Consider the following 23508-nt stretch of genomic DNA (forward strand, 5'->3'; position numbering starts at 1 on the left):
CGGCCGAGGCATGGCCGGACACATGGACCTTGGCGTTGCCCTTGTGGACGACGTCGGCGCCCCACCGGGTCAGCCCGTTGATCACCCGGTAGACCGCGTTCTCGTTTCCCGGGATCAGCGAGGAGGCGAGGATCACCGTGTCGCCCGGGACGATGCGGATCTGGTGGTCCCGGTTGGCCATGCGCGACAGCGCGGCCATCGGCTCGCCCTGCGAGCCCGTGCAGACGAGCACCACCTCGTCGTCCGGCAGGTCGTCCAGTGTCTTCACGTCCACCACCAGGCCGGCCGGGACCCTGAGGTAACCCAGGTCGCGGGCGATTCCCATGTTGCGGACCATCGACCGGCCGACGAAGGCGACCCGCCGTCCGTACTCGTGGGCCGCGTCGAGGACCTGCTGGATGCGGTGGACGTGACTGGCGAAGCTGGCCACGATGATGCGTTTCCGGGCGCCCGCGAAGACCTGGCGCAGCACCTGTGAGATGTCCCGCTCGTGCGGGGTGAAGCCGGGCACCTCGGCGTTGGTGGAGTCCGCCAGCAGCAGGTCGATGCCCTCCTCGCCCAGCCGCGCGAAGGCGCGCAGGTCGGTGAGGCGGCGGTCCAGCGGAAGCTGGTCCATCTTGAAGTCACCGGTGTGGACGACCAGGCCCGCGGGAGTGCGGACGGCGACCGCGAGCGCGTCCGGGATGGAGTGGTTGACCGCCACGAACTCGCAGTCGAAGGGGCCGATGCGTTCGCGGTGCCCCTCGGCCACCTCCAGGGTGTACGGCCTGATGCGGTGCTCCTGGAGCTTGGCCTCGATCAGGGCCAGCGTGAGCTTGGATCCGATCAGCGGGATGTCGGGCTTCTCCCGCAGCAGGAACGGGACGCCGCCGATGTGGTCCTCGTGTCCGTGCGTCAGGACGATGCCGTCGATGTCGTCCAGGCGGTCCCGTACGGAGCTGAAGTCCGGGAGGATCAGGTCGACGCCGGGCTGCTCCTCCTCCGGGAAGAGGACACCGCAGTCGACGATCAGCAGCCGGCCGCCGTATTCGAAGACGGTCATGTTGCGGCCGATCTCGCCGAGCCCGCCCAGCGGGGTGACGCGCAGACCCCCCTCGGGCAGCGCCGGCGGGGAGCCGAGTTCGGGATGCGGGTGGCTCAAAAGTGTCTCCTCACCACGCGCGCCACGCGCCCTGACGGGGCACGTGGCGCGCGGTCGTCGTGCACTTGCGGTTGTCGGTCCTTATGTAGTTGTGAAGTCTGTTTCAGAGCTGTACCCCGCCGGCCGCGAGATCGCGCCTGAGCTGTTCCGTCTCCTCCGGGGACAGCTCGACGAGCGGCAGACGCAGCGGACCTCCCGGCAGGCCCTGGAGGGCGAGGGCCGCCTTGCTGGTGATCACGCCCTGGGTGCGGAACATCCCGGTGAAGACCGGCAGCAGCTTCTGGTGGATCTCCGTCGCCTTGGTGACGTCACCACTCAGATGTGCCTCCAGCATCGCCCGCAGCTCGGGGGTGACCACGTGGCCGACAACCGAGACGAAACCGATGGCGCCGACGGACAGCAGCGGGAGGTTGAGCATGTCGTCGCCGCTGTACCAGGCGAGGCCACTGGTGGCGATGGCCCAGCTGGCACGCCCCAGGTCGCCCTTGGCGTCCTTGTTGGCGACGATCCGCGGGTGCTCGGCCAGCCGGACGATGGTCTCCGTGTTGATCGGGACACCGCTGCGCCCGGGAATGTCGTAGAGCATGACCGGCAGGCCGGTGGCGTCGGCGATGGCGGTGAAGTGCCGGTACAGGCCCTCCTGCGGGGGCTTGCTGTAGTACGGCGTGACGGCCAGCAGGCCGTGGGCACCGGCCCGTTCGGCCGCGCGGGCCAGCTCGACGCTGTGCCGGGTGTCGTTGGTGCCGGCTCCGGCGACGATGTGGGCACGGTCCCCGACCGCCTCGACCACGGCCCGTACGAGCTGGGCTTTCTCCTCGTCACTGGTGGTCGGGGACTCACCGGTGGTGCCGTTGACGACGATGCCGTCGTTGCCGGCGTTCACCAGCTGGGCGGCGAGCTGCTGCGCGCCGTCGAGGTCGAGGTCGCCGTCCGCGGTGAACGGCGTGACCATCGCGGTCAGAACCCGCCCGAAGGGCGTCTGCGGTGTCGAGGTCGGAGCCATGGGTCCCACGCTACTCGCAGCCTGCGGTGCGACGCTCCCTCGGGAGGCCGGTTGCGGAGCCCGACACTGCCCGCTCGGGGGTTCAGACAGTGCCGGGTCCGTAGAACGAGCCTAGACGAACCATTCCCAATGCCGCAATTCGGACTGAGTGTGGGAGGCCGGCGTCCAGTCCGGCACGGCACGCCTCCCCTTCCACCCCGCCGGCGGCGGAAACGGGCGCGGTCCCCCGCGGCAGACTCCGGAGCCGGACGCTCCGCCGGAGGTCCGGGTGCTCTCCGCGGGAGAGCACGGACCACCGTCGGACCCCGCCCGAGGGGCCGCGCCGGACGGTCCGCGACGAGTCCGCGCCCTTCACCTCCATGGCCGTGCCGGGCCTCCGCGTCCGGGGGTACCGGCCCCGGAGACACCGGGCCCGCCCGGTGGGCGGGCAGGACCGGCCCGCCACCGCCGAAAGCCGCTGATAACCTCCTGCCTCACAGGCCCCACCGACCGTGCCCGTGAGCGAGGATCCCGTGCCCCTGCACTTTCTGACGGCCGACGGAGAACCGGACACCGCCCCCTCGGACGCACCCCTGCCCCACGAGGAACTCGAGCGGTGGCGGCGTCCGTACCGGCCCGGTCCCTGGCGGGTCGCCGGAGCGGCCCTGCTCCTGCTTCTCGCCTCCTACATGCTGCTCTCCACCCTGATCATCGCCATGGCCGGCACCCTCGCGGCGGCGGGCGTGTCCGTGCTCGTCTCCGCGCTGGTGATCGCGTACGCACTGCGCCTGCTGCGGGTGGGGGTGTGGGTCAGCACCCAGGGGATACGCCAGGTCGGTCTGTTCATGACGGTGACACTGGACTGGAAGGACGTGGCGGTCGTACGGACCGTCCAGCAGCCGGTGAAGTGGCTGGGCACGCCGCGCTCCGTACAGGGCCAGGCGCTGGTCGTCGAGCCGCGGGGCCGTGAGGCCCTGCGCACGGTCCTCACCGACCACAACGCCGACTTCCTGGCCCGGCCCGAGGCCTTCGACCGGGCCGCGGACGTGGTGGAGGGCTGGGCCGCGGAGTACCACCGCCCGTAGGTGCGGGAGGGGCCTCGGTGCGGGACGCCCCGGTCCTGCGGAGGTCCGCGGTACCCGCCGGGTGCCCCGACGCTCCCTTCCCGACGGCGCGCCGGGGGCACATCAGGGCGGTTCCGGGGGCAGAACACGGGATTGGTTCTCGGGTCTCGGGACCCTCCGGCCGGACCCGGCCCGTCCGGCGGGTCCTCCGCCCCGGCCCGGGCTCCCTTGAGCCCGGGCTCCTTCGACCGGTCCCCGGCCGGGGTGGCCGGGGTGTGGTCGGATCCTGCCCGAGCCGTCGCTCAGGCGGCGGTCTTCCCGGTCTCACGCACCGGTTTGCCGTCGTGCAGCGCGATGGCCCGCTGCATGGCCCGGCGGGCGCGCGGGGTGTCCCGGGCGTCGTGGTAGGCGACGGCCAGCCGGAACCAGCAGCGCCAGTCGTCCGGCGACTCCTCCGTCTCCTTCCGGCGCCGGGCGAAGACCGCGTCCGCCGCCTCGCGGTCGACGCGCCCGCCAGGAGTCCGGGGAAGGTCGTCCGCCGGCAGCCCGCCCTCCGCCTCCAACTCCCTGACCAGTCGGCCCGCGTTCCGGGCGAACAGGGTGTTGTGCCACAGGAACCAGGCACCGACACACGGCAGCACGAGGGCCGCCACGCCCATTCCCACCCCGGCGGGCTCGCCGGTCCTCAGCAGCAGCACGCCCTGCACGGCCACCACGGCGAAGACGACGACCAGCGCGATGGCGAGGAAGGCGTAGGTGATCTTTCCGCCCATGTCCGTCGGCCCGCCCGTCAGTCCAGGTCCAGGAAGTGCTCCAGCCCCACGGTGAGGCCGGGGGTGCCGACCACCCGCCGCACGCCCAGCAGGATGCCCGGCATGAAGCAGCTGTGGTGCAGCGAGTCGTGGCGGATGGTGAGGGTCTCCCCGGCGTCGCCGAGCAGCACCTCCTGGTGGGCGAGCAGCCCGCGCAGCCGCACCGCGTGCACCGGCACCCCGTCCACGTTCGCGCCGCGGGCGCCGTCGAGGGCGGAGGTGGTGGCGTCCGGCTGCGCCGGGCAGCCCGCCTCGGCCCGCGCGGCGGCGATGAGCTGCGCGGTGCGGGTGGCGGTGCCCGACGGCGCGTCGGCCTTGCCGGGGTGGTGCAGCTCGACGACCTCGACCGACTCGAAGAAGCGGGCCGCCTGCCGCGCGAAACGCATGGTGAGGACCGCTCCGATGGAGAAGTTCGGCGCGACCAGCACTCCGGTGCCGGGTGAGGCGTCCAGCCAGCCGCGCAGCCGGTCGAAGCGCTCGTCGGTCCAGCCGGTGGTGCCGACGACGCCGTGGATGCCGTGGCCGACGCAGTACTCGAGGTTGCCCAGCACCGCGTCGGGGTGGGTGAGGTCCACCGCGACCTGGGCGCCCGCCCCGGTCAGCGCCTCCAGGCTGTCGTCCTTGTCCAGGGCCGCGACGAGCTCCAGGTCGTCGGCGCCCGCCACGGCGCGTACGGCCTCGGAGCCGATCCGGCCGCCGGCGCCGAGGACTGCTACACGGAGCTTGCTCATGTGCGTGTTTCCTTCACGGGTGCGGAAGTACGGGGGTACGGCCGGGTCCGGGCCGGACGGCGTCAGACGACGGCCTCGTCCAGCCGGGCGGCCTGCTTGTCGGTCAGCGGGCCGATGACCGACAGCGAGGGCCGCTGTCCCAGGATCTCGCGGGCCACCGAGCGGACGTCGTCCGGGGTGACGGAGGCGATCCTCGCCAGCATGCCGTCCACCGACAACTGCTCCCCCCAGCACAGCTCGCCCTTGCCGATGTGGTTCATCAGCGCCCCGGTGTCCTCCAGACCGAGGACCGTGGAGCCGGAGAGCTGGCCTATGGCCCGCCGCAGCTCCTCGTCGTCCAGACCGTGCTCGGCGACGTGGTCGAGCTCGTCGCGGCAGATCTTCAGCACGTCGTGCACCAGGTTCGGACGGCAGCCCACGTACACGCCGAACAGGCCGCAGTCGGCGAAGCCGGAGGTGTAGGAGTACACGCTGTAGGCCAGTCCGCGTTTCTCCCGCACCTCCTGGAACAGCCGGGAGCTCATGCCGCCGCCGAGAGCCGCGCTGAGCACCCCGAGCGCCCAGCGGCGCTCGTCCGTGCGGGACAGCCCGGGCACGCCGAGGACCACATGGGCCTGCTCGGTGCCCCGGTCCAGCAGGTCGACGCGGCCCGCGGTGCGCACCCGGCGCGCGCCGGTGCGGGGGCCGATGGGCTCGGCGTCGGTGCGGGTCAGCGCGCCGGCCTCCTCGAAGGCCCGGTGCACCTGGCGTACGACCTCGTCGTGGTCGAGGTTGCCCGCGGCGGCGACGACCAGATGGGTCGGGTCGTAGTGGCGGCGGTAGAAGCGGGCGAGGCGGTCGCGGGTGAGGGCGCCGACCGTCTCGTTCGTACCCAGCACCGGACGGCCCAGCGGGGTGTCGCCGAGCATGGTCTTCGCGAACAGGTCGTGGACGCAGTCCCCGGGATCGTCCTCGGTCATGGCGATCTCCTCCAGGACCACCCCCCGCTCGGCCTCGACGTCCTCGGCCCGGATCAGCGAGCCGGTCAGCATGTCGCAGACGACGTCGACGGCCAGCGGCAGGTCGGTGTCCAGGACCCGGGCGTAGTAGCAGGTGAACTCCTTCGCCGTGAAGGCGTTCATCTCGCCGCCGACCGCGTCGAGCTCCGCGGAGATGTCCAGGGCGCTGCGCCGCCTGGTGCCCTTGAACAGCAGGTGTTCCAGATAGTGGGTGGCGCCGCCCAGGGCGGGTGTCTCGTCCCGGGAACCGACCCGGGCCCAGATGCCGAAGGTCGCGGAGCGGACGTCCGGCACGGACTGGGTGACGACCCGCAGGCCGCCGGGGAGCACGGTCCTGCGTACGGCCCCCGAGCCGCTCGCGGCCCCGGCCGGGACCGCGGCCCCTCCCCGGGCGCGATCGGAGGGGCCGGACGGGCGGGAGGCGGGATGGTGATGGGCGACGGCCCGCCCCACCGTGGCGGTGGGGCGGGCCGTCGTACGGGGCTTGCGCGTCACTTGGTCGCAGCGTCCTTCGCGTCGGCGGCCTCGGCGGACGCACCGTCGGCGCCCTTGCCGTCTTCCTCGTCCACGACGGGGATCAGCGAGAGCTTGCCCCGCTGGTCGATCTCGGCGATCTCGACCTGGACCTTCTGTCCGACCCCCAGCACGTCCTCGACGTTCTCCACGCGCTTGCCGCCGGCGAGCTTGCGGATCTGCGAGATGTGCAGCAGGCCGTCCTTGCCCGGCAGCAGGGAGACGAAGGCGCCGAAGGTCGTGGTCTTCACGACCGTGCCCAGGTAGCGCTCGCCGACCTCGGGCATCGTCGGGTTGGCGATGGCGTTGACGGCGGCCCGGGCGGCCTCGGCGGACGTACCGTCGGCGGCACCGATGTAGATGGTGCCGTCGTCCTCGATGGTGATGTCGGCGCCGGTGTCCTCCTGGATCTGGTTGATCATCTTGCCCTTGGGGCCGATGACCTCGCCGATCTTGTCCACCGGGATCTTCACGGTGATGATCCGCGGCGCGTTGGGGGACATCTCGTCCGGGACGTCGATGGCCTCGCTCATCACGTCCAGGATGTGCAGCCGGGCGTCGCGGGCCTGCTTGAGGGCCGCGGCCAGCACGGAGGCCGGGATGCCGTCCAGCTTGGTGTCGAGCTGGAGGGCGGTGACGAACTGGCGGGTGCCGGCGACCTTGAAGTCCATGTCGCCGAAGGCGTCCTCCGCACCGAGGATGTCGGTGAGGGTGACGTAGTGGGTCTCCCCCTCGATCTCCTGGGAGATCAGGCCCATGGCGATGCCGGCGACCGGCGCCTTGAGGGGCACACCGGCGTTCAGCAGCGACATGGTGGAGGCGCAGACCGACCCCATGGAGGTCGAGCCGTTGGAACCCAGCGCCTCGGAGACCTGCCGGATGGCGTAGGGGAACTCCTCGCGCGCGGGCAGCACCGGGACGATCGCCCGCTCGGCCAGCGCGCCGTGGCCGATCTCGCGGCGCTTGGGGGAGCCGACGCGGCCGGTCTCGCCGGTGGAGTACGGCGGGAAGTTGTAGTTGTGCATGTAGCGCTTGCGCGTCACCGGGGAGAGGGTGTCGAGCATCTGCTCCATACGGAGCATGTTGAGGGTGGTGACGCCCAGGATCTGGGTCTCGCCGCGCTCGAACAGCGCCGAGCCGTGCACCCGCGGGATCGCCTCGACCTCGGCGGCCAGGGTGCGGATGTCGGTCAGACCGCGGCCGTCGATGCGCTTCTTCTCCTTGATGACGCGCTCGCGCACCAGGGACTTCGTCAGCGCGCGGTAGGCGGCGGAGATCTCCTTCTCGCGGCCCTCGAACTGCGGCAGCAGCTTTTCGGCGGCCAGCGCCTTGACCCGGTCCAGCTCGCTCTCGCGCTCCTGCTTGGCGGCGATGGTGAGTGCCTGGGACAGCTCGTCGCGAACCGCCTGGGACAGCGCCTCGTACACGTCGTCCTGGTAGTCCAGGAAGATCGGGAACTCGCCGACCGGCTTGGCCGCCTTGGCGGCGAGGTCGGACTGGGCCCTGCACAGGTTCTTGATGAAGGGCTTGGCGGCCTCCAGACCGGCGGCGACGACCTCCTCGGTCGGTGCCTCGGCTCCGCCGGCGACCAGCTCGACGGTCTTCTCGGTGGCCTCGGCCTCGACCATCATGATCGCGACATCGCCGTCGGGCAGGACCCGGCCGGCGACGACCATGTCGAAGACGGCCTCCTCCAGCTCGCTGTGGGTGGGGAAGGCCACCCACTGGCCGCGGATCAGGGCGACGCGGGTGCCGCCGATCGGGCCCGAGAAGGGCAGGCCGGCCAGCTGCGTGGAGCAGGAGGCGGCGTTGATCGCGACCACGTCGTACAGGTGGTCGGGGTTGAGCGCCATGATCGTCTCGACGATCTGGATCTCGTTGCGCAGGCCCTTGCGGAAGGACGGGCGCAGCGGCCGGTCGATCAGGCGGCAGGTGAGGATGGCGTCCTCACTGGGGCGGCCCTCGCGGCGGAAGAAGGAGCCGGGGATCTTGCCGGCGGCGTACATCCGCTCCTCGACGTCGACCGTCAGGGGGAAGAAGTCCAGCTGGTCCTTCGGCTGCTTCGAGGCGGTGGTGGCCGACAGCACCATGGTGTCGTCGTCCAGGTAGGCCACGGCGGAGCCGGCGGCCTGACGGGCCAGCCGGCCCGTCTCGAAGCGGATGGTGCGGGTGCCGAAGGAACCGTTGTCGATGACGGCCTCGGCGTAGTGGGTCTCGTTCTCCACCAGGAAAATCTCCTCGTCTGCGTCCCTGCCCGGGTGGCGGGGACGGTGGTGGTGGAGCGTCTTCCCGTACGGGCCGGTCTTCGATCGAAGCTCCCGGGGCGAGTGCCCGGGGGCCACTACCGAGGACCGGCGGCGTGAAGGCGCTCCGCCTCGTCGGTATGTCGTTGTGGAACCAGACTACAAAGCTTCCGCCTGCCGCGGCTCCCGTTGAGCACGGCAGGTCTCCGGCGAGTACGGCAAAGGGAGCGGTCCCTGTCTCCGGGACCGCTCCCTCTCACCGGAACTACCGGGCGCCCGCGGCTCCGCGGCGGATGCCCAGCCGCTCGACCAGGGCGCGGAAGCGCTGGATGTCCTTGCGTGCCAGGTACTGCAGCAGGCGGCGGCGCTGGCCGACCAGGAGCAGCAGGCCACGGCGGGAGTGGTGGTCGTGCTTGTGGGTCTTCAGGTGCTCGGTGAGGTCCGAGATGCGGCGGGAGAGCATCGCGACCTGGACCTCGGGGGAGCCGGTGTCGCCCTCCTTGGTGGCGAACTCGGCCATGATCTGCTTCTTTGTAGCGGCGTCGAGCGACACGCGTACTCCTCTTGATTCTTCTCGTCGATGCCACCGAGTGCCCCTGGTCCGCTGCGCAGGGGGTCTTCCACGACTCGGGAGGCGAGGTCCGCTGGGCGCTGCTTCCAGTGGTGGTCCCGGCACGGCCCCCTGGGGGCTCCCCGGGAGGCCGGGGTGCGGTGCCACCGCGCTCCGGAAACGCGTACGCAAACGGCCACCGGCCAGCCTACCAGCCCCGCGACGGCCCGCTCACCGCCGACCGCCGGCCCGCTGCCGGCCCACTGCCGGTCCACTACCGGTCAGCTGCTGGTCATGCTCCGGGCCGCGGCGTAGACGTCCAGTACGGCCAGGCACAGCGGGACCAGCGACAGGAGCACGAAGCCCTCGGCGATGTCCAGGAAGCGGCCCCAGAAGGGGGTGACGCCGCGCCGCGGCACGATCAGCCCGATGGCGGTGAGCAGGGCCGCCGCGGCGGCGAGGGCGGCGGACAGCCAGATCGTCCGCAGGTCCAGGGCACCGTCGTCCCCCGCCAGCAGCTTCTGCAGCAGCTCGGCGGGCGGGTTGAGGGCCAGTCCGAGGGCGAGCAGGGCGAGGGCGGCCAGACCGGCGCCGAGAGTGCAGGCGACCTGGGCGGTGTACGGGAAGAGCCGTGCCCGCATCAGCGTTCCCAGCCCCGCGGCCAGCGCCAGGAGCAGGCCCCAGCCCGAGTCGGAGAAGCCCAGGACGGCGGCCGCGGCGACGACGACGGCCGCGCAGCCGCCGACGAGGCCGAGCAGCGTCTCGTGCCCGCGGCGGGCCTGCGCGGCGATGCGGTCGGCGTCGACGGGACCACCGGTGTCGGGCGCGGCGTCCGGGTCCTCGTCGTAGCGCAGGGCACCGGTGCGCGGTGCGGTGTAGCCGATGGGCAGCCGGGCGAAACGGGCCGACAGGCCCGGCAGGAAGGCCACGGTGCCGACCGCCACCGGTACGCACAGGGCCGCGGTCTCCACCGGGGAGAACTCGGCCAGGATGCCGGTGAAGGTGGCCAGGGTGCCCACCGTCGCGGCGAAGGCCGCGGCGACGAACGGGGCGTCGCCGCCGGGCGCGGCGGCGATCAGGGCGACGGAGGCGACCAGGACCGCCACGCAGCCGAGCAGGAACTGCAGCCTGCCGATGCCGCTCCCCTCCGCCAGGGGCAGCAGCCCGGAACCGGCGATCATGACGTGCGGCAGGGCGGCCAGGCCGAGGGCGACCGCGCACGTCCGGTCGTCGTACACCCGGGCCCGTACGGCCGCGAAGGCGATCAGCAGCACCCCGGTCACGGCGGCGATGATCCCCGGCAGACCGTGCATGTCGTGGCGGACCGGGTCGGCGAACCACAGTACGAAGGCCATCAGCGCCAGCAGCACCACGCCACCCACCAGCCCGGCGCCGCGCATCAGGTCGTCGCTCCACATCCTGCGGTCGCGGCTGACGGCGGAGGCGACCGCGTCGGAGACGTCGTCGAAGACGGCCGGCGGCAGCGACTCGGCGAACGGGCGCAGGCTGAGGACCTCGCCGTCCAGGATGCGCTGGGCGGCGAAGGAGCGGGCGCTGTCCAGTACGCCGCCGTCGCGGCGCACCAGGTGGTAGCCGACGGGCGCCCCCTCGGCGGGAGTCTGGCCGCTGAGCCGGAGGATCTCGGGGTAGAGGTCGGCGACCGGGACGTCCTCGGGGAGGGCCACGTCGATACGGCTGTCGGGCGCGACGATGGTGACCCGGCAGAAGCCGGTGGCGGCAGCCGGTGCGGTCGTACTCACCTCGGTATCCCCCTTGTGTGCTGCTCACTGGTTCCACACCGCGCCGGGACCGCCGCGTGGGCCGTTCCCGGCCCCGTGACCCGCCGCGGTTTCCGCCTGCGGCTGTGTCCTCGCGGTTCCGCGGCTTCCGCGGTTCTCGCAACTCTCGCGGTTTCCGCGGTACTCGCGCGGTCCTCTTCCGGCTGCGCGTGTGTCGCGCGCCACCCTACCGCCCCCCGCCCTCCGGCACTCCCAGTAGGATCGCCCCCCGCGGACGGAGTCCGTCGCCACGGGGGCGTCGGCAGGAACTGTCCCGTCCATCCGAGGGATTGATGCGCCGTGAGTCAGATCGTCGTCAAGCGACCGCCACGGGTTCTGCCGCCCGGTGTGCCCGGCGAGGATCTGCAGCTCCAGCCGCCCCCCGAACTGCCGCGCGGGCAGCAGGAGGGCGTGCTGATGCAGCTGCTGCCGATGCTCGGCATGGGCGGGTCGGTGGTGTTCTTCTTCATGCCGAACGCCCACCCGTTCATGCGCATCATGGGCATGGTGATGATCGCCTCCACGATCGCCATGCTCATCGCCACCCTGGTGCGTTTCCGCAGGGGCACCCAGGGCGAGATGGCGCAGTTGCGCCGGGACTACCTCAAGTACCTCGCGCAGATGCGCCGCAGGGTCCGCAGGACGGCGCACCGGCAGCGCGACGCCCAGTTCTACCTGCACCCCGCGCCGGACCAGCTGTGGGCCCTGGTCGCCGAGGGCGGCCGGGTGTGGGAACGGCGTGCCGGCGACGACGACTTCGTGCACGTGCGCGTCGGGCTGGGCACCCAGCGGCTCGCCACCGCGCTGGTGGCGCCCGAGACGGCTCCGGTGGACGAGCTGGAGCCGCTGACGGCCGGGGCGATGCACCAGTTCCTGCAGACGCACGGCACCGTCGACGGCCTTCCGATGGCCGTGTCGCTGCGCGCCTTCTACCACATGACGGTGAGCGGGGAGGCGGAGTCCGTGCACGGCGCCGTCCGCGCGATGGCGGCCTCCCTGGTGGCCCTGCACTCCCCCGACGACCTGGTGGTCGGGGTGGTGACCGGGCGCGGCGCGGAGGAGCGCTGGGAGTGGGCCAAGTGGCTGCCGCACACGCAGGCCGCCGGGACCGCGGACGGCGCCGGCACCCGGCGGCTGATCACCGGTGACGTGGCGGAGCTGGAGGGGCTGCTGGGCGCGAAGCTGGAGGGCCGCTCGCGGTTCAACTCCGCCGGGCAGCCCCTGCTGGACCAGCCGCACGTGCTGATCGTGCTGGACGGCGGCGCGACGGTGCCCCCGGGCTCGATGCTGGCCTCCGCCGAGGGGTTGCAGGGCGTGACGGTCGTCGAGGTGGTGCCCGGTGAGATCGGCAGCCCGCGCGGCGGCCTGTCGGTGGTCGTACGTCCTGACCGGTTGCGGCTGGAGTCGGGGCACGGCGCGGTGTACGAGGGCCGGCCCGACACGCTGTCCCCCGAGGCGGCCGAGGCACTGGCCCGGCAGCTCGCCCCGCTGCGCATGGGGACGGGCGGCGACGGCGACGAACCACTGCTGGCGAACCTGGAGTTCACCGACCTGCTGAACCTGGGTGACGCCGCGTCGGTCGACGTGCGCCGCACCTGGCGGCCGCGTTCGACGGCCGAACGGCTGCGCGTCCCGATCGGGGTCGGCGAGGACGGCCAGCCGGTCATGCTGGACCTGAAGGAGGCCGCGCAGGACGGCATGGGCCCGCACGGCCTGTGCGTCGGCGCGACCGGCTCCGGCAAGTCGGAGCTGCTGCGCACCCTCGTCCTGGGCCTGGCGGTCACCCACACCTCGGAGACCCTGAACTTCGTCCTGGCGGACTTCAAGGGCGGCGCCACCTTCGCCGGGATGTCGCAGATGCCGCACGTGGCGGCCGTCATCACCAACCTGGCCGACGACCTCTCGCTGGTCGACCGCATGGGCGACTCGATCCGCGGCGAGCTCAACCGCCGCCAGGAGCTGCTGCGCGACGCGGGCAACTACGCCAACATCCACGACTACGAGCGGGCCCGCGCGGCGGGCGCCCCGCTGGTCCCGATCCCCTCGCTGGTGCTGGTCATCGACGAGTTCAGCGAGTTGCTGACGGCCAAGCCCGACTTCATCGACATGTTCATCCAGATCGGCCGCATCGGCCGTTCGCTGGGCGTGCACCTGCTGCTGGCCTCGCAGCGGCTGGAGGAGGGCCGGCTGCGCGGTCTGGAGACGTACCTGTCGTACCGCATCGGTCTGCGGACCTTCTCCGCCTCCGAGTCCCGCGCGGCGCTCGGCGTGCCGGACGCGTACCACCTGCCGTCGGTGCCCGGTTCGGGCTACCTGAAGTTCGGCACCGAGGAGATGCTCCGCTTCAAGGCCGCCTACGTCTCGGGCGTCTACCGGCCGAGCACCGCCGGGTCCGGTGTCCCCGCCGGGCCGCTGCCCGCCGACCGCCGGCCGGTGCTGTTCACCGCCGCTCCGGTGCCGGTGCGGCACGCCGAGCCCGCCCGGCGGCCCGCACCGGAACCGGAGCCCGCCGCCGGTCCGGACGACGACGCGCTGGCGGACACCGTCCTGGACGTCGTCGTGCGCCGGCTGGAGAACCAGGGCCCGGCCGCCCACCAGGTGTGGCTGCCGCCGCTGGACGAGGCACCGCCGCTGGACGAGCTGCTGCCCGGTCTGACGGCCGTGGCCGGCCGCGGTCTGACCCAGCCCGACTACCCGCACGCGGGGCGGCTGACCGTACCGCTGGGCCTGGTGGACAAGCCCTACGAGCAGCGGCGCGAGACGCTGCTGCGCGACTTCTCCGGCGCCGCGGGACACATGCTGGTGGTCGGCGGCCCGCAGTCCGGCAAGTCCACCCTGCTGCGCACCCTGGTCTCCGCCTTCGCCCTCACCCACACTCCGCAGGAGGTCCAGTTCTACGGGCTGGACTTCGGCGGCGGCGGTCTGACCGCCGTGGCCGGTCTGCCGCACGTGGGCGGGATCGCCTCCCGGCTCGACCCGGAGCGGGTCCGGCGGACCGTGGCGGAGGTCGCCGGGATCCTCGCCCAGCGCGAGGAGTACTTCCGGGCGAACGGCATCGACTCCATCGCCACCTACCGGCGCCGCCGCGCCCGCGGGGAGATCACCGACCAGCCGTGGGGCGACGTCTTCCTCGTCGTCGACGGCTGGGGCGCCTTCCGGCAGGAGTACGACATGCTGGAGGAGACCGTCACCGCCGTCGCCGCGCGCGGTCTGGGCTACGGCATCCACGTCGTCATCAGCGCCGCCCGCTACATGGAGGTGCGCCCGGCGCTCAAGGACCAGCTGATGAACCGCCTGGAGCTGCGGCTCGGCGACACCATGGACTCGGAGTTCGACCGCAAGGTCGCCGCGAACGTCCCGGCGGACACGGCCGGCCGCGGCCAGACCCCGGAGAAGCTGCACTTCATGACCGCGGTGCCGCGCATCGACGGCGTCTGTTCGGACGAGGAGCTCTCCGAGGCCACCGCCGCGCTGAACCGCGCGGTGGCCGACGCCTGGCACGGCCCGTCGGCGCCGCAGGTCCGGCTCCTGCCCCGCGAGCTCCCCGCCCACCAGCTGCCCAAGGGCAGCGACTACCCGCAGCACGGCGTCGCGTTCGGCATCGATGAGAGCACCCTGCAGCCCGTCTTCGTCGACTTCGAGACCGATCCGTTCTTCCTCGTCTTCGGGGAGAGCGAGTCCGGCAAGACGGCCCTGCTGCGGCTGCTGGCCAAGCAGATCACCGAGCGCTACACGCCCGACGAGGCGCGCATCGTCGTCGCCGACTACCGGCGCGCCCTGCTGGGCAACATCCCGGACTCGCACCTGATCGTGTACGCGGCCATGTCGAACGCCATGGACTCGCACATGGCCGCGATGAAGGAGCTGATGGAGAAGCGCACCCCGCCGGAGGACGTCACCCCGCAGCAGCTGCGCGACCGCAGCTGGTGGGCCGGGCCGAAGATGTTCCTGATCGTGGACGACTACGAGCTGGTCTCCACCTCCAGCGGCAATCCGCTCGCCACGTTCACCGAGCTGCTGCCCTTCGCCCGCGACATCGGCGTCTGCCTCATCATCGCCCGCAACTCCGCCGGTGCCTCCCGCAGCTCCTTCGAGCCCTTCATGCAGCGCGTCAAGGAGCTCGGCGCCCAGGGCGTGGTCCTCTCCGGCGACCCGTCCGAGGGCGATCTCCTCGGCAACGCCCGCCCCCGGCCCATGCCGCCGGGCCGCGGCTACTACGTCTCCCGCCGGCGGGGGACGCCGCTGGTGCAGGTGGGCTGGCTGCCGGCGCGCTGACACCCGCCGGGGGTGGTCGTGTCCGGCACCGGCGCGACCACCCCCGGTGCCCCGCCTTCCAGGAGATCGGAGATATGAGCGGTCGTCTGCACGTCGAACAGCAGGAGCTGGACCGGCTCCTGAAGCAGCTGAACACCAGCCGGGATCAGATGCGCAAGGCGCTGGACGCCCTTCGGGACATCGGCCCGAAGAGCACGGGAAGCCAGGCTCTGGACAACGCGTGCGAGGAGATTCACGACAGCTGGGACGACGCCATCGGCAAGATCGCCGACGGCACGGACGCGATCGAGAAGATGCTCAGATCGACCAGGAATAACTACGAGGCGACCGAACAGGCCATCCGGGATGCCTTCGAGAAGGCCACCCCCGACTCCTCCCGTCCCGCGAAGCGCCCAGCGGAGGAACGCCCGTGAGCGACGACTACCCGACCATCGGCTTCGACCCGGCCCCGGGCAGGCTGAGCAGTATCGACGATCTGGCGGAAAAGCTGTCGAGAACCGCCGGCGGGCTGAAGAAGGCGCACGACGTCCTGACGGAGATCGGCAGGAGCGGAGCGCCGGGGCGCACGGCCTGGGAGGGCGAGGCCGCCACCGCCTTCGCCCGGGAAGGTCGGCGAGCTGCCCAGGTACCTCGACGACAGCCATGACGCGCTGAGCACCGCCGAGAAACAGCTGAGGGGCTGGCGCACCCAGCTCGCGAAGTACCAGGACAAGGCCCGCGACTACGAGGAGCAGGCCAAGGACGCCAAGGTCAGGAAGACGGCCGCCGAGTCCGAACACGCCAAGGCCACCACCGCGTACGACACCGCGGCGGCCGATCCTGCGCTGGGCCACGCGGGGCGTGTCTTCGCCGACCGGGCCGCCCTGGACAGCGCCCAGGCCCAGTACGACGCCGCCGCGGACCGGCTTCGCAGGGCGGGCCGGGCACTGGACACCGCCGCCGGGAAGATCGACACGGCCCGGGACGAACTGGAAGCCGTCATCAAGAAGGCCCGGGACCTCCTGGAGGAGCACCAGGACCACGCACGGACGGTTGCCTCCCGGCTCAGGAAGGCCAACGACAAGGCTCCGGACACCGGTTTCTTCGAAGGCATCGCCGACGCCTTCAAGAAGCTCGGCAGCAGGATCCAGGAGTGGTGCGCGGAACACGCCGACCTGCTCAAGGAGATCGGCGACTGGCTGGGCATCGCCTCCACGGTGCTGGGTGTCCTGGCGCTGGCCACGGTCTGGTGCCCGCCGCTGTCCGGCGGTCTGGCGCTGGCGAGCGCCGGCGTCTCCGCAGCCGCCTTCGTCTCGCACGGTGCCGCGAAGATCGGCGGAGCCGATGTGAGCGCGATGGACCTGATTGGCGACGGCCTGGGCGTCATCCCCATCGGCAAGGTGGGCGTGGTGGCCGCTCGCGGCGTCAGGGTCCCGATGAAACTCCACAAAGTGGACGGCCAGACGGTCGCATCAATCGACAGGGTGAACAAGATCCGGGGTCTGCGCGGCGCCGGCTTCGGATCCACGAAACTGGAGAAGGGCATGTTCGGACAGTCCTTGGCGCCGGGGAGCAAGCAGTTCAGCACCAGAGACATGGGCTTCGGTGACCGAATGAAGCTGGCCTGGGACAGTCATGTGCTGGACACTGTCGGATCCAGCGGTAAGGAGCGGGCGATGAGTTGGGTGGTCGAGAAAGTCGCACCACAGCGATTCAAGGACTCCCTGGGAGATGCCATCCGCGCAGACGGGACGCTGGATCCCAACTCCTGGTGGTCACGAGGCCCGCAGATTACCCAGCAGGCACCAGGCATCGCCATTGGCATGTACAACATGTTCACGGGAAGCGACACACCAGCAGCAGGCAAGCAGTGATTCTCCATTAACTCCCCGATGCAGTCAGATTCCAGGCGGTCGACACATCGTCACGAAAACCACGACATTCAAAGTTCGAGCGGCTTCCCGGGTCGAGGACAAGGGGGTACGCTACAGGCCCCGATATGTCATTACGCCGGCTCGGCGGGGCATCGCCCCTCTCTATGTTGTTCGTGGATTTCCCTCACATGCGGGCGAGCCTCCCACCGGTCTCCGACCGCGCTTCACCATCTACGAGGACATGGAGTGTGAAGAGCCGCTCTGCGTCGTGGCTCGCCGACCCGGCAAAGGCTCCGACGAGAGAAGGCTACTGGTACTGACTCCGTCGTTCGAGGAGTTCGGTTACCTCGCCAAGCCACCTCGAGGCAGAAGGTGGCGGCCGGCGTGGCAGGCAGAATCAGTCGACGGTGAAACCTTTACGGGGCACGGTGGCACCGTCCCTGCTTGGCTGCTCTTTGTCCTACTGTCACCTTTTTGGCTCATCATCAACCTAGCATGGCTGGCCAGCGGGTCCGGCGATTGGGTTTTCTCACCGCCTTCCCGGACAGCTTGGAAAAAAGTGGCACTTTTCCCCTCATTCTCACACCCCTGAAGTACCATGGCGTCGCCAAAAATTACAAAATGCGAACCAAGAGAATCGATATTCGCCTGGGATACGCACAAAGTGTCGTACACTGGGAAACGCACAACCCTGCATGATTGCACAGTTCATATCAAGGTCTTTCTCATTCGCCGCTCCGAACCAACTCGGACTTGGCGCTCCGGCACTGGGAGTCCTGCCACCTCCAGGCTGTCTGCCGCTCCCTTCCTGGAGAAGGACCATCGGGCAGCGACATCACATGCATGCAGATCCCCTGAAGCCATACGATCAGAAATCGGTTCCCCCTATGCCCGAGGATGATTTCTTCGCGTCTCCCGCCACATCCACCCCGGGTGGACCTGTGGAAGCAGACGGACCGGACTTCTTCCGGACAGCGCCGGAGGAGTTCCGCTCCCTCGGTGTGGAGCACACCGACGAGGAGCGCGAGGAGTGTCTCGTGCGGCTCGCGGACGACATCTGGCCCGGCGGGACGGACGAACAGCGGGAGCAGCTCCTCGCCTGGTATCGCGATGCCGCCGTCGCGGCAGCCGAGGACGGCGCCGCCTACACGGGTGTCTGCCTGCTGGGCACCGAGGACGACCGGGTCAGCACCGCCTCGCTGACGGTGCGCTGCGAGCCCATGGCGGGCAACGACGCGGATCTGGCGGCACGGGCGCTGCTGGAGGCGCTCTCCGTCGACGAACACCAGGACGTGCACCGGGTCGAAGCCGCGTGTGACCCGGCCGTACTCGTCCTCTCCGGCTTCGAGGTCACTCCCGGCGGCGACGCGGTCAGCACGGCTGCTCCGCCCTCCACCGCCTCCGTGTCCCCCCCTCGTGTTCGCCCGGGCCGATGTCTACTGTCCGTTGCCCATGGTGTCGCGGCTCCTGGTCCTCAGCCTCACCACTCCGTCCCTGCCGGACCTTCCCTGGTACGTCCGCAGACTGTCGGAGATCGCCGACAGCATCGAGTTCCCGTCGCTCTCCCCCACCGCCGACAGGTCACCGGACTCCGGTCCTGCGCCCCGCGGCGGTGCCGGCAAGAGCCCCATTTCGGCTTTCATTCCCTGACGCTCCTTCGGTCCGTCCTCGGTGGGGATCTCACGGAACGCGTGCGCGGAGCGGCTCGGGTGCGCGCCGCTCCGGGCCGGTCCCGCCGTCGAGGCCCCGGTGTTGTACGACGGGCATCCGAACCGCGACGGACTGTTATCTTGAGACCTCGGCAGACACGGAGCCGCACAGACACCGTGCGGCGCGGGAACGCCTCCGCCGCCGGCCACGAAGGGGAGAATCGCTGATGGGGACTCAGCAGGAGAAGGACGAGCTCTACGCCATGGACATCTCCGGCGCCGTGTGGGAGAGCGCGCCCGGCGGCCCGGAGGACGAGCGGGTGGAGATCGCCCACCTGCCGGGCGGAGCCGTGGCCATGCGCAACTCCAAGGACCCGGACACCGTGCTGCGCTACACCGCCGCGGAGTGGCGGGCCTTCGTACTCGGTGTGCGCGACGGGGAGTTCGACCTCAGGTCCTGAGGGCCCCGGCGCCGCAGGAGCACAGAAACGGGCGGGCGCCCGGCCGGTGGGCCGGGCGCCCGTCTGACGCGTTCGGTGGGAGTTCACTCCCGGGGAGTCCGGGGACTCAGAACTGGAACTGCTGCGCCGCCTTGTTGTCCGTGCGCTTGTAGCCGGAGGCCGCGCCCTCCAGTCCCTGGGAGATCTTGATGAGCGTGTCGCGCAGACCGGTGACGTTGTCGCTCCAGCCCCGGTGCTTGGCGTAGAAGGCCGCCTTGGCCTCACCGTCCCAGGTGTCCACCGTGGCCTTGACCTTGCCCTCCAGCGCGTTCAGCTGGCTCTCCAGGGTGGTGGCGACCCCCCTGATGTCCTCCGCGGCGGCGTGGACGGTCGCATACGTGATCTTGATGGTCATGTCTCCCCTTCCCTTCTTCCGTGTGGTCGTTACTTGGCGGTCGGGGTGACGCCCACGCCCGTGAAGTCGCTGATCGGGCTTGCCTTGGCGATCTGGTTGAAGCTCTCCATCTGGTCGATCTCGTTCGCGGTGAAGCCGTCCTTGCTCGCCCGGAGCGCCTCCTCCATCATCTGGAGCTTGCCGTCCAGGGCCCGCGCGAAGTCGTTGGCCTGACGCTGGAGGGTGTCGTAGGACCGGTGCGCCTCGCCCTTCCAGGCCCCCTCGATCGTGTCCACCACGGCGTTCAGGTTGGCGATCTTGGTCTTCAGCGTGGACTGCATCGACTGCACTTCAGAGATCAACTGCTGGAGCTGAGCGTCATCTGACTGGAAGTTTCCGCCGCTGCCGCCTTCTCCGGACATACCGTTCTCTCCTTGTTGGATATGAGTTGCTGCTTTTCACGGACCGGTCTGTGCCGGGCGCACGCCGAACGCGCCACCCGTTATGTGCGGCGCGTTCTCCGCACGAGAACAAAGGCACCGGCCGCCACCACGGCCGCCGCGGCACCCGCTCCCAGGTAGATCCACAGATCGTTGTCGCTCTCTTCGGCCGCCGCCTCGGAACTCGCCTTTTCTACCCGGTCGGCCCCGGCCTTGTCACCGCTTTTCGCGTCTTCCGAGCCGTCCCCCTCCGGGGAGGGGGACGCGGGCGGCGACGCGTCCAGTTCCACCGTCTCGATCGGGTTCTTGTCCGGGTCTCCCGGGTCGCCCTCGCCCTCGAGGAGGTGGATGCGCGGCCGGACGGCACCATAGCCGATGTACCTGCTGCGCACCTCGCTTTTCTCCTTACGGCCCGCAGTGTCGACCAGGACGCGGAGGACCTGGTTGGCCGTCCAGTCGGGGTGCTTCGACCAGATCAGGGCCGCGGAGGCGGAGGCGATGGCGGTGGCGGTGCTGGTGCCTCCGCCGTTCGGGCAGTACGACTGCATTTTCTCGTCGCACCATTTGGGGAGGTCGACTCCGGGAGCGGCCAGGTCGATGTAGTCACCCTTCTGAGAAAACTTCGCGACTTCTCCGTCCTTCCCGCTCGCGGCGACTGCGACGACGCCCGGGTAAGCGGCCGGGTAACTGACCAGATTGTGTTCCTGCCTTTCGTTCCCTGCGGCCGCAAAGACGAGTTTCCCCCGGGATATCGCATGTCTGATCGCGTCTTCCTCACCCGCGGCAGGAGGCCCACCGACGGAAAGGTTGATGATCTGCGCATCACTCCGTGCGGCGGCCCAGAGGGCCTTGCTCGTCGGAGCCCATTTCTCCGCGTCCTTCAGCCCCTCGATGCTCCCTCGGACGGGGAGCACCTTCGCCCCAGGAGCAAGTCCCTGGACCCCACCGTTCTTTCCAGTCCCCACGATGTACTCGGCCATGGTTGTGCCATGGCCCGTGTAGTCGTCGGAAGCCTCTCCAGGAGCCCCGGAAGCATCTATGCCCGGCAGGACCTGACCTTGCAGGGAGTCCGTGGTGGGATCGACACCACTGTCGACGACCGCGATCGTGATGCCCGCCCCTGTGCTGACCTCCCACATTTTCTCGGCCTGCATGGCATCCAGATGCCACAGTTGCGAACGAACGTCATCCGCCTGGGCCGCCGGTACCGGTCCCACCAGACAGGCGGCCCACACACCGGCCACCGCCAGCGCCGAAAGCAGGCGTCGCCACGTCGTACGCCGCGGCGGCGCCCCGCTCTCTTCGAGGTTGAGTCCTGCCGTCATCGTCGCTCTCTCGTGGGAATCAGTCGACCACGGGGGGAACTGTGTTGTTCCTCCCCGCCGTCCATGTCTCTTCGTCTTCGGTCAGATAGTCGGGGCGCCGGGCTTCGTTTCCGGATTCTTCCTGAGAGCTGGACGGCCTCCCGGCACGCGGCGGCACACCCATCGGGCTCCGGCCGCCGTCCGCCGCGCCGCTTCGGGCGAGGCCGGTGCCACCGGGTGTGAACGGGCGGGCCGCGCCCCCCTGCGCGGGAGTGTGCCGGGGGGTGCCGACAACGCCGCCAGGCGCCGATGCAGTCTGTCTGCGACCGGGCCCGTTGTTTCCCGCACCGATCGCGGACGCCCCCGTGGCACCGCCCACCGGAGGCCGACCCGTCGTCCCGTGTTCCGCTCCGACCACGGTTCCACGCGGGATGTGAGGGCTACCGGACCCACCGCGCTGGGGTTGCGAGGTACCACCGAAGACGCCGGTGCCCGGACGGCCGACCGGTGGCTGTGAGGCGTGAGGAGCACCGCTGATCGGTCCCGCGCCCGTGACGGGGCGTGCCAGGCCGTTACCCTTCCCCGGCGGGATGTTGGACGTACCTCCCGACGGCCCCTGCGTACCGCCACGGACTCCCTGGTACGGGCCCGCGTTCCTGGGGCCTCCGCCTCCGCCCGACCGGCTGCTGCTCAGCGGACCGTTGTGCGCGGGCGGAAGAGGAGCGATCGGACCGGGTCCGGTACCGCCTCCGCCGGTGGCGGGAAGCGGGGTGCGTGGCCCGGGGTCGGTTGCCGGCGGAGCCACCGGGGCCACAGTGTTGAGATCGGTCCGTACGTCCTGTCCGGGGACGGGTGCACCGTCCGGGACCAGCACGGTGTGCTTCTCCTCAGGTGCCGTGCCCCGCACCATGGTGCTCTCTCGGCGCTCCTGGGCCTGCGGCAGGGGCTCCGCCGTCCGGTACTCCTCCGCCGGAACGGAGGCGGTTCTCCTGCCAGGAGACTCGTACGGATCACCCGGTGCTCTCGGCGGCATCCCGACACTCGGCATCGGGCCGAACCTCGGCTCCTCCGAGGCCCGCATGTTGTCGTGCGAGACCGTGTAGTAGGAGGCCAGGCGGTTCATCTGGTTGATGGCCTCCTGTCGGTCCTCCTCCTTCTTCTTCGCGAGCTTGTACCGCTCGTTGGTCTCGACCCGCTCCTCGGCCGGGATCGCCTCCACCTTCGGGGCACCCAGGACGCTCGCGTCGCGCTTGGGCATGGCGCTCCGCACCGTGGCGAGACCGGCTCCGGCGGCCTTCAGGTGGATGCTCGCCTGTTCGGTGTAGTCGGCCAGGACGAGGGTGTTCTTGCTGAGATCACGCCCCCACGCCCGGAAGTTGTCGCCGAACTCGCCCTCCCAGTCGACCCTGTCGATGTGCGTTCTGAGGTCGTCGCCGATTTCCTTGATCTTGCCCGCGGCGTCCCAGAGCGCGTTCGCGGCGTTCTCGATCTCCCCGGGCCTGGCGTCCTCGACCAGGTCGAGCATCTCCTCGAGGTCCTTGCCCTCGAAGTCCGTGGAGCCCATGACACCGGCGCGCATCGCGCCGCCGAGGCCGAACGGGAGGAACATCCCGTTCCGCCGCAGGTCCGTGAAGACCAGCAGCGGAGCGACGTTCGGCTCGTCCGGTCTCTCCTGCTGCTCGTCGCTCATGGTCTCGTCTCCCCCGTCAGTAGGTCGTCTGGGTGTCGCCCTTGGTCGTCGGTTGCTCTTCCGTCTCCCGCTGGTGCTGCTGCGCCTGTTGCTGAAGCTGCCAGAAGCGCCGCTTCAGGTCGTCCTCCAGGTTGCCGAAGCCGATGTTCGCGCCGTGGACGGCGATGCCCATGGCCTCGATCTGGGCTCCCAGCACCCGGGAGAGCCCGGTGAGATGGGTGTGGACCCGGGTGTACTCGCGGTAGACGCCGTCGGCCTCGGCGAACTCCCCGCCGAAGGCGGCCCGGCTGACCTCCTGCTGCCCGACTTTGGTCGGGGAGGCCGGTGACTTCTCCAGGTCGCCGAGGATCCCGTCGACCCGCTTCTTGAACTCCTTGAGGGATTCGAGTTCGCCCTTGAGTCCCCCGGAGTCGGCCGGCAGCACCATAAGGTTCCCCCTCCGCCCGTTGGCCGTGTGCACGTTCCCTCGCGCACGGTCAACACTCTAGCCATCGCGTATGACGACACCAACTGTCATTCGGCCGAGGGCGGTTGGAACACGCCTCCGGAACGGTGCGCGGGGCCGGCCGGGATCTCCGTGTCAACCCGTCTTCCGCAACAGGAGTGCACCAGCCCGCCGGGCCGGCCGCCGTGGCGCGGCCCCGGGCGGGC

The 23508-nt window shown here is 70.6% G+C and carries 20 protein-coding genes (1 of these 20 running past the window's edge); 6 read left to right on the forward strand and 14 right to left on the reverse strand.

Translation table 11 applies throughout. The features are described 5' to 3' along the window. On the reverse strand, positions 1–1141 hold the 5' portion of the coding sequence (locus CUT44_RS05395) for a ribonuclease J (RefSeq protein ID WP_100201003.1). The gene continues 545 nt to the left of window position 1, outside the view; only the first 1141 of its 1686 coding nucleotides appear in the window; the start codon lies at positions 1139–1141; the stop codon falls past the left edge of the window. A 103-nt stretch (positions 1142–1244) separates the two neighbouring features. Beyond that, positions 1245–2144, reverse strand: coding sequence for a 4-hydroxy-tetrahydrodipicolinate synthase (dapA, locus tag CUT44_RS05400; RefSeq protein WP_100201004.1), 900 nt, complete (start codon positions 2142–2144; stop codon positions 1245–1247). 512 nt (positions 2145–2656) lie between these two features. Here dapA and CUT44_RS05405 point away from each other — a divergent pair. Beyond that, entirely contained in the window at positions 2657–3208 is a 552-nt protein-coding gene (locus CUT44_RS05405; protein ID WP_100201005.1) for a hypothetical protein, read from the forward strand. A gap of 281 nt (positions 3209–3489) precedes the next feature. Here CUT44_RS05405 and CUT44_RS05410 read toward each other — a convergent pair whose 3' ends face one another. From CUT44_RS05410 to eccD, 6 genes are all read right to left on the reverse strand, one after another. Then, positions 3490–3960, reverse strand: a complete 471-nt coding sequence (locus CUT44_RS05410; RefSeq protein WP_100201006.1) for a tetratricopeptide repeat protein — start codon at positions 3958–3960, stop codon at positions 3490–3492. Between the two features lie 17 nt (positions 3961–3977). Further along, on the reverse strand, positions 3978–4730 hold the full coding sequence (gene dapB, locus CUT44_RS05415; protein WP_100201007.1) for a 4-hydroxy-tetrahydrodipicolinate reductase: 753 nt from the start codon (positions 4728–4730) through the stop codon (positions 3978–3980). 62 nt (positions 4731–4792) lie between these two features. Further along, complete coding sequence (locus CUT44_RS05420) at positions 4793–6223, reverse strand: M16 family metallopeptidase (protein ID WP_233221247.1); 1431 nt, start codon at positions 6221–6223, stop codon at positions 4793–4795. Next, a complete protein-coding gene (locus tag CUT44_RS05425) occupies positions 6220–8466 on the reverse strand; it encodes a polyribonucleotide nucleotidyltransferase (RefSeq protein ID WP_100201008.1) in 2247 nt (748 codons plus the stop codon). The genes CUT44_RS05420 and CUT44_RS05425 overlap by 4 nt, the downstream gene beginning before the upstream one ends. Positions 8467–8749: 283 nt before the next feature. Next, the gene (rpsO, locus tag CUT44_RS05430) at positions 8750–9037 is read right to left on the reverse strand and encodes a 30S ribosomal protein S15 (protein ID WP_100201009.1); all 288 of its coding nucleotides are present in this window, start codon (positions 9035–9037) and stop codon (positions 8750–8752) included. Positions 9038–9315: 278 nt separating this feature from the next. Continuing rightward, entirely contained in the window at positions 9316–10794 is a 1479-nt protein-coding gene (eccD, locus tag CUT44_RS05435) for a type VII secretion integral membrane protein EccD (RefSeq protein WP_100201010.1), read from the reverse strand. A gap of 318 nt (positions 10795–11112) precedes the next feature. Between eccD and eccCa the strand changes: the two genes are divergently transcribed. From eccCa to CUT44_RS33835, 4 genes are all read left to right on the forward strand, one after another. Further along, positions 11113–15087: a type VII secretion protein EccCa gene (eccCa, locus tag CUT44_RS05440; protein WP_100201011.1), complete on the forward strand. Its 3975-nt coding sequence runs from the start codon at positions 11113–11115 to the stop codon at positions 15085–15087. Between the two features lie 74 nt (positions 15088–15161). Further along, positions 15162–15500, forward strand: coding sequence for a type VII secretion target (locus tag CUT44_RS05445; protein WP_100201012.1), 339 nt, complete (start codon positions 15162–15164; stop codon positions 15498–15500). Continuing rightward, positions 15497–15733 carry a hypothetical protein gene (locus CUT44_RS33830; protein ID WP_233221248.1) on the forward strand — a complete coding sequence of 79 codons (237 nt, stop codon included), beginning with the start codon at positions 15497–15499 and terminating at the stop codon, positions 15731–15733. The genes CUT44_RS05445 and CUT44_RS33830 overlap by 4 nt, the downstream gene beginning before the upstream one ends. Positions 15734–16283: 550 nt before the next feature. After that, entirely contained in the window at positions 16284–16940 is a 657-nt protein-coding gene (locus CUT44_RS33835; protein ID WP_233221249.1) for a hypothetical protein, read from the forward strand. 1436 nt (positions 16941–18376) lie between these two features. Here the strand turns inward: CUT44_RS33835 and CUT44_RS05460 are convergent. Beyond that, the gene (locus tag CUT44_RS05460) at positions 18377–18571 is read right to left on the reverse strand and encodes a hypothetical protein (protein ID WP_158239571.1); all 195 of its coding nucleotides are present in this window, start codon (positions 18569–18571) and stop codon (positions 18377–18379) included. A gap of 245 nt (positions 18572–18816) precedes the next feature. On the opposite strand from CUT44_RS05460, the gene CUT44_RS05465 reads away from it, so the two are divergent. Beyond that, positions 18817–19050 carry a DUF397 domain-containing protein gene (locus CUT44_RS05465; protein WP_100201015.1) on the forward strand — a complete coding sequence of 78 codons (234 nt, stop codon included), beginning with the start codon at positions 18817–18819 and terminating at the stop codon, positions 19048–19050. A gap of 106 nt (positions 19051–19156) precedes the next feature. On the opposite strand, the gene CUT44_RS05470 is transcribed toward CUT44_RS05465, so the two are convergent. From CUT44_RS05470 to CUT44_RS05495, 5 genes are all read right to left on the reverse strand, one after another. Then, complete coding sequence (locus tag CUT44_RS05470; RefSeq protein WP_100201016.1) at positions 19157–19444, reverse strand: WXG100 family type VII secretion target; 288 nt, start codon at positions 19442–19444, stop codon at positions 19157–19159. A gap of 29 nt (positions 19445–19473) precedes the next feature. Then, positions 19474–19845 (reverse strand): WXG100 family type VII secretion target, encoded by a 372-nt coding sequence (locus CUT44_RS05475; protein ID WP_100201017.1) that lies wholly within the window; start codon positions 19843–19845, stop codon positions 19474–19476. A gap of 80 nt (positions 19846–19925) precedes the next feature. Then, the gene (locus tag CUT44_RS05480; protein WP_199185620.1) at positions 19926–21188 is read right to left on the reverse strand and encodes a S8 family serine peptidase; all 1263 of its coding nucleotides are present in this window, start codon (positions 21186–21188) and stop codon (positions 19926–19928) included. A 19-nt stretch (positions 21189–21207) separates the two neighbouring features. Further along, a complete protein-coding gene (locus CUT44_RS32980) occupies positions 21208–22857 on the reverse strand; it encodes a WXG100 family type VII secretion target (protein ID WP_158239572.1) in 1650 nt (549 codons plus the stop codon). Positions 22858–22873: 16 nt separating this feature from the next. Continuing rightward, on the reverse strand, positions 22874–23284 hold the full coding sequence (locus CUT44_RS05495) for a hypothetical protein (RefSeq protein ID WP_100201020.1): 411 nt from the start codon (positions 23282–23284) through the stop codon (positions 22874–22876). Positions 23285–23508 lie beyond the last annotated feature (224 nt).

The sequence above is a fragment of the Streptomyces carminius genome (assembly GCF_002794255.1).
Taxonomy (GTDB): domain Bacteria; phylum Actinomycetota; class Actinomycetes; order Streptomycetales; family Streptomycetaceae; genus Streptomyces; species Streptomyces carminius.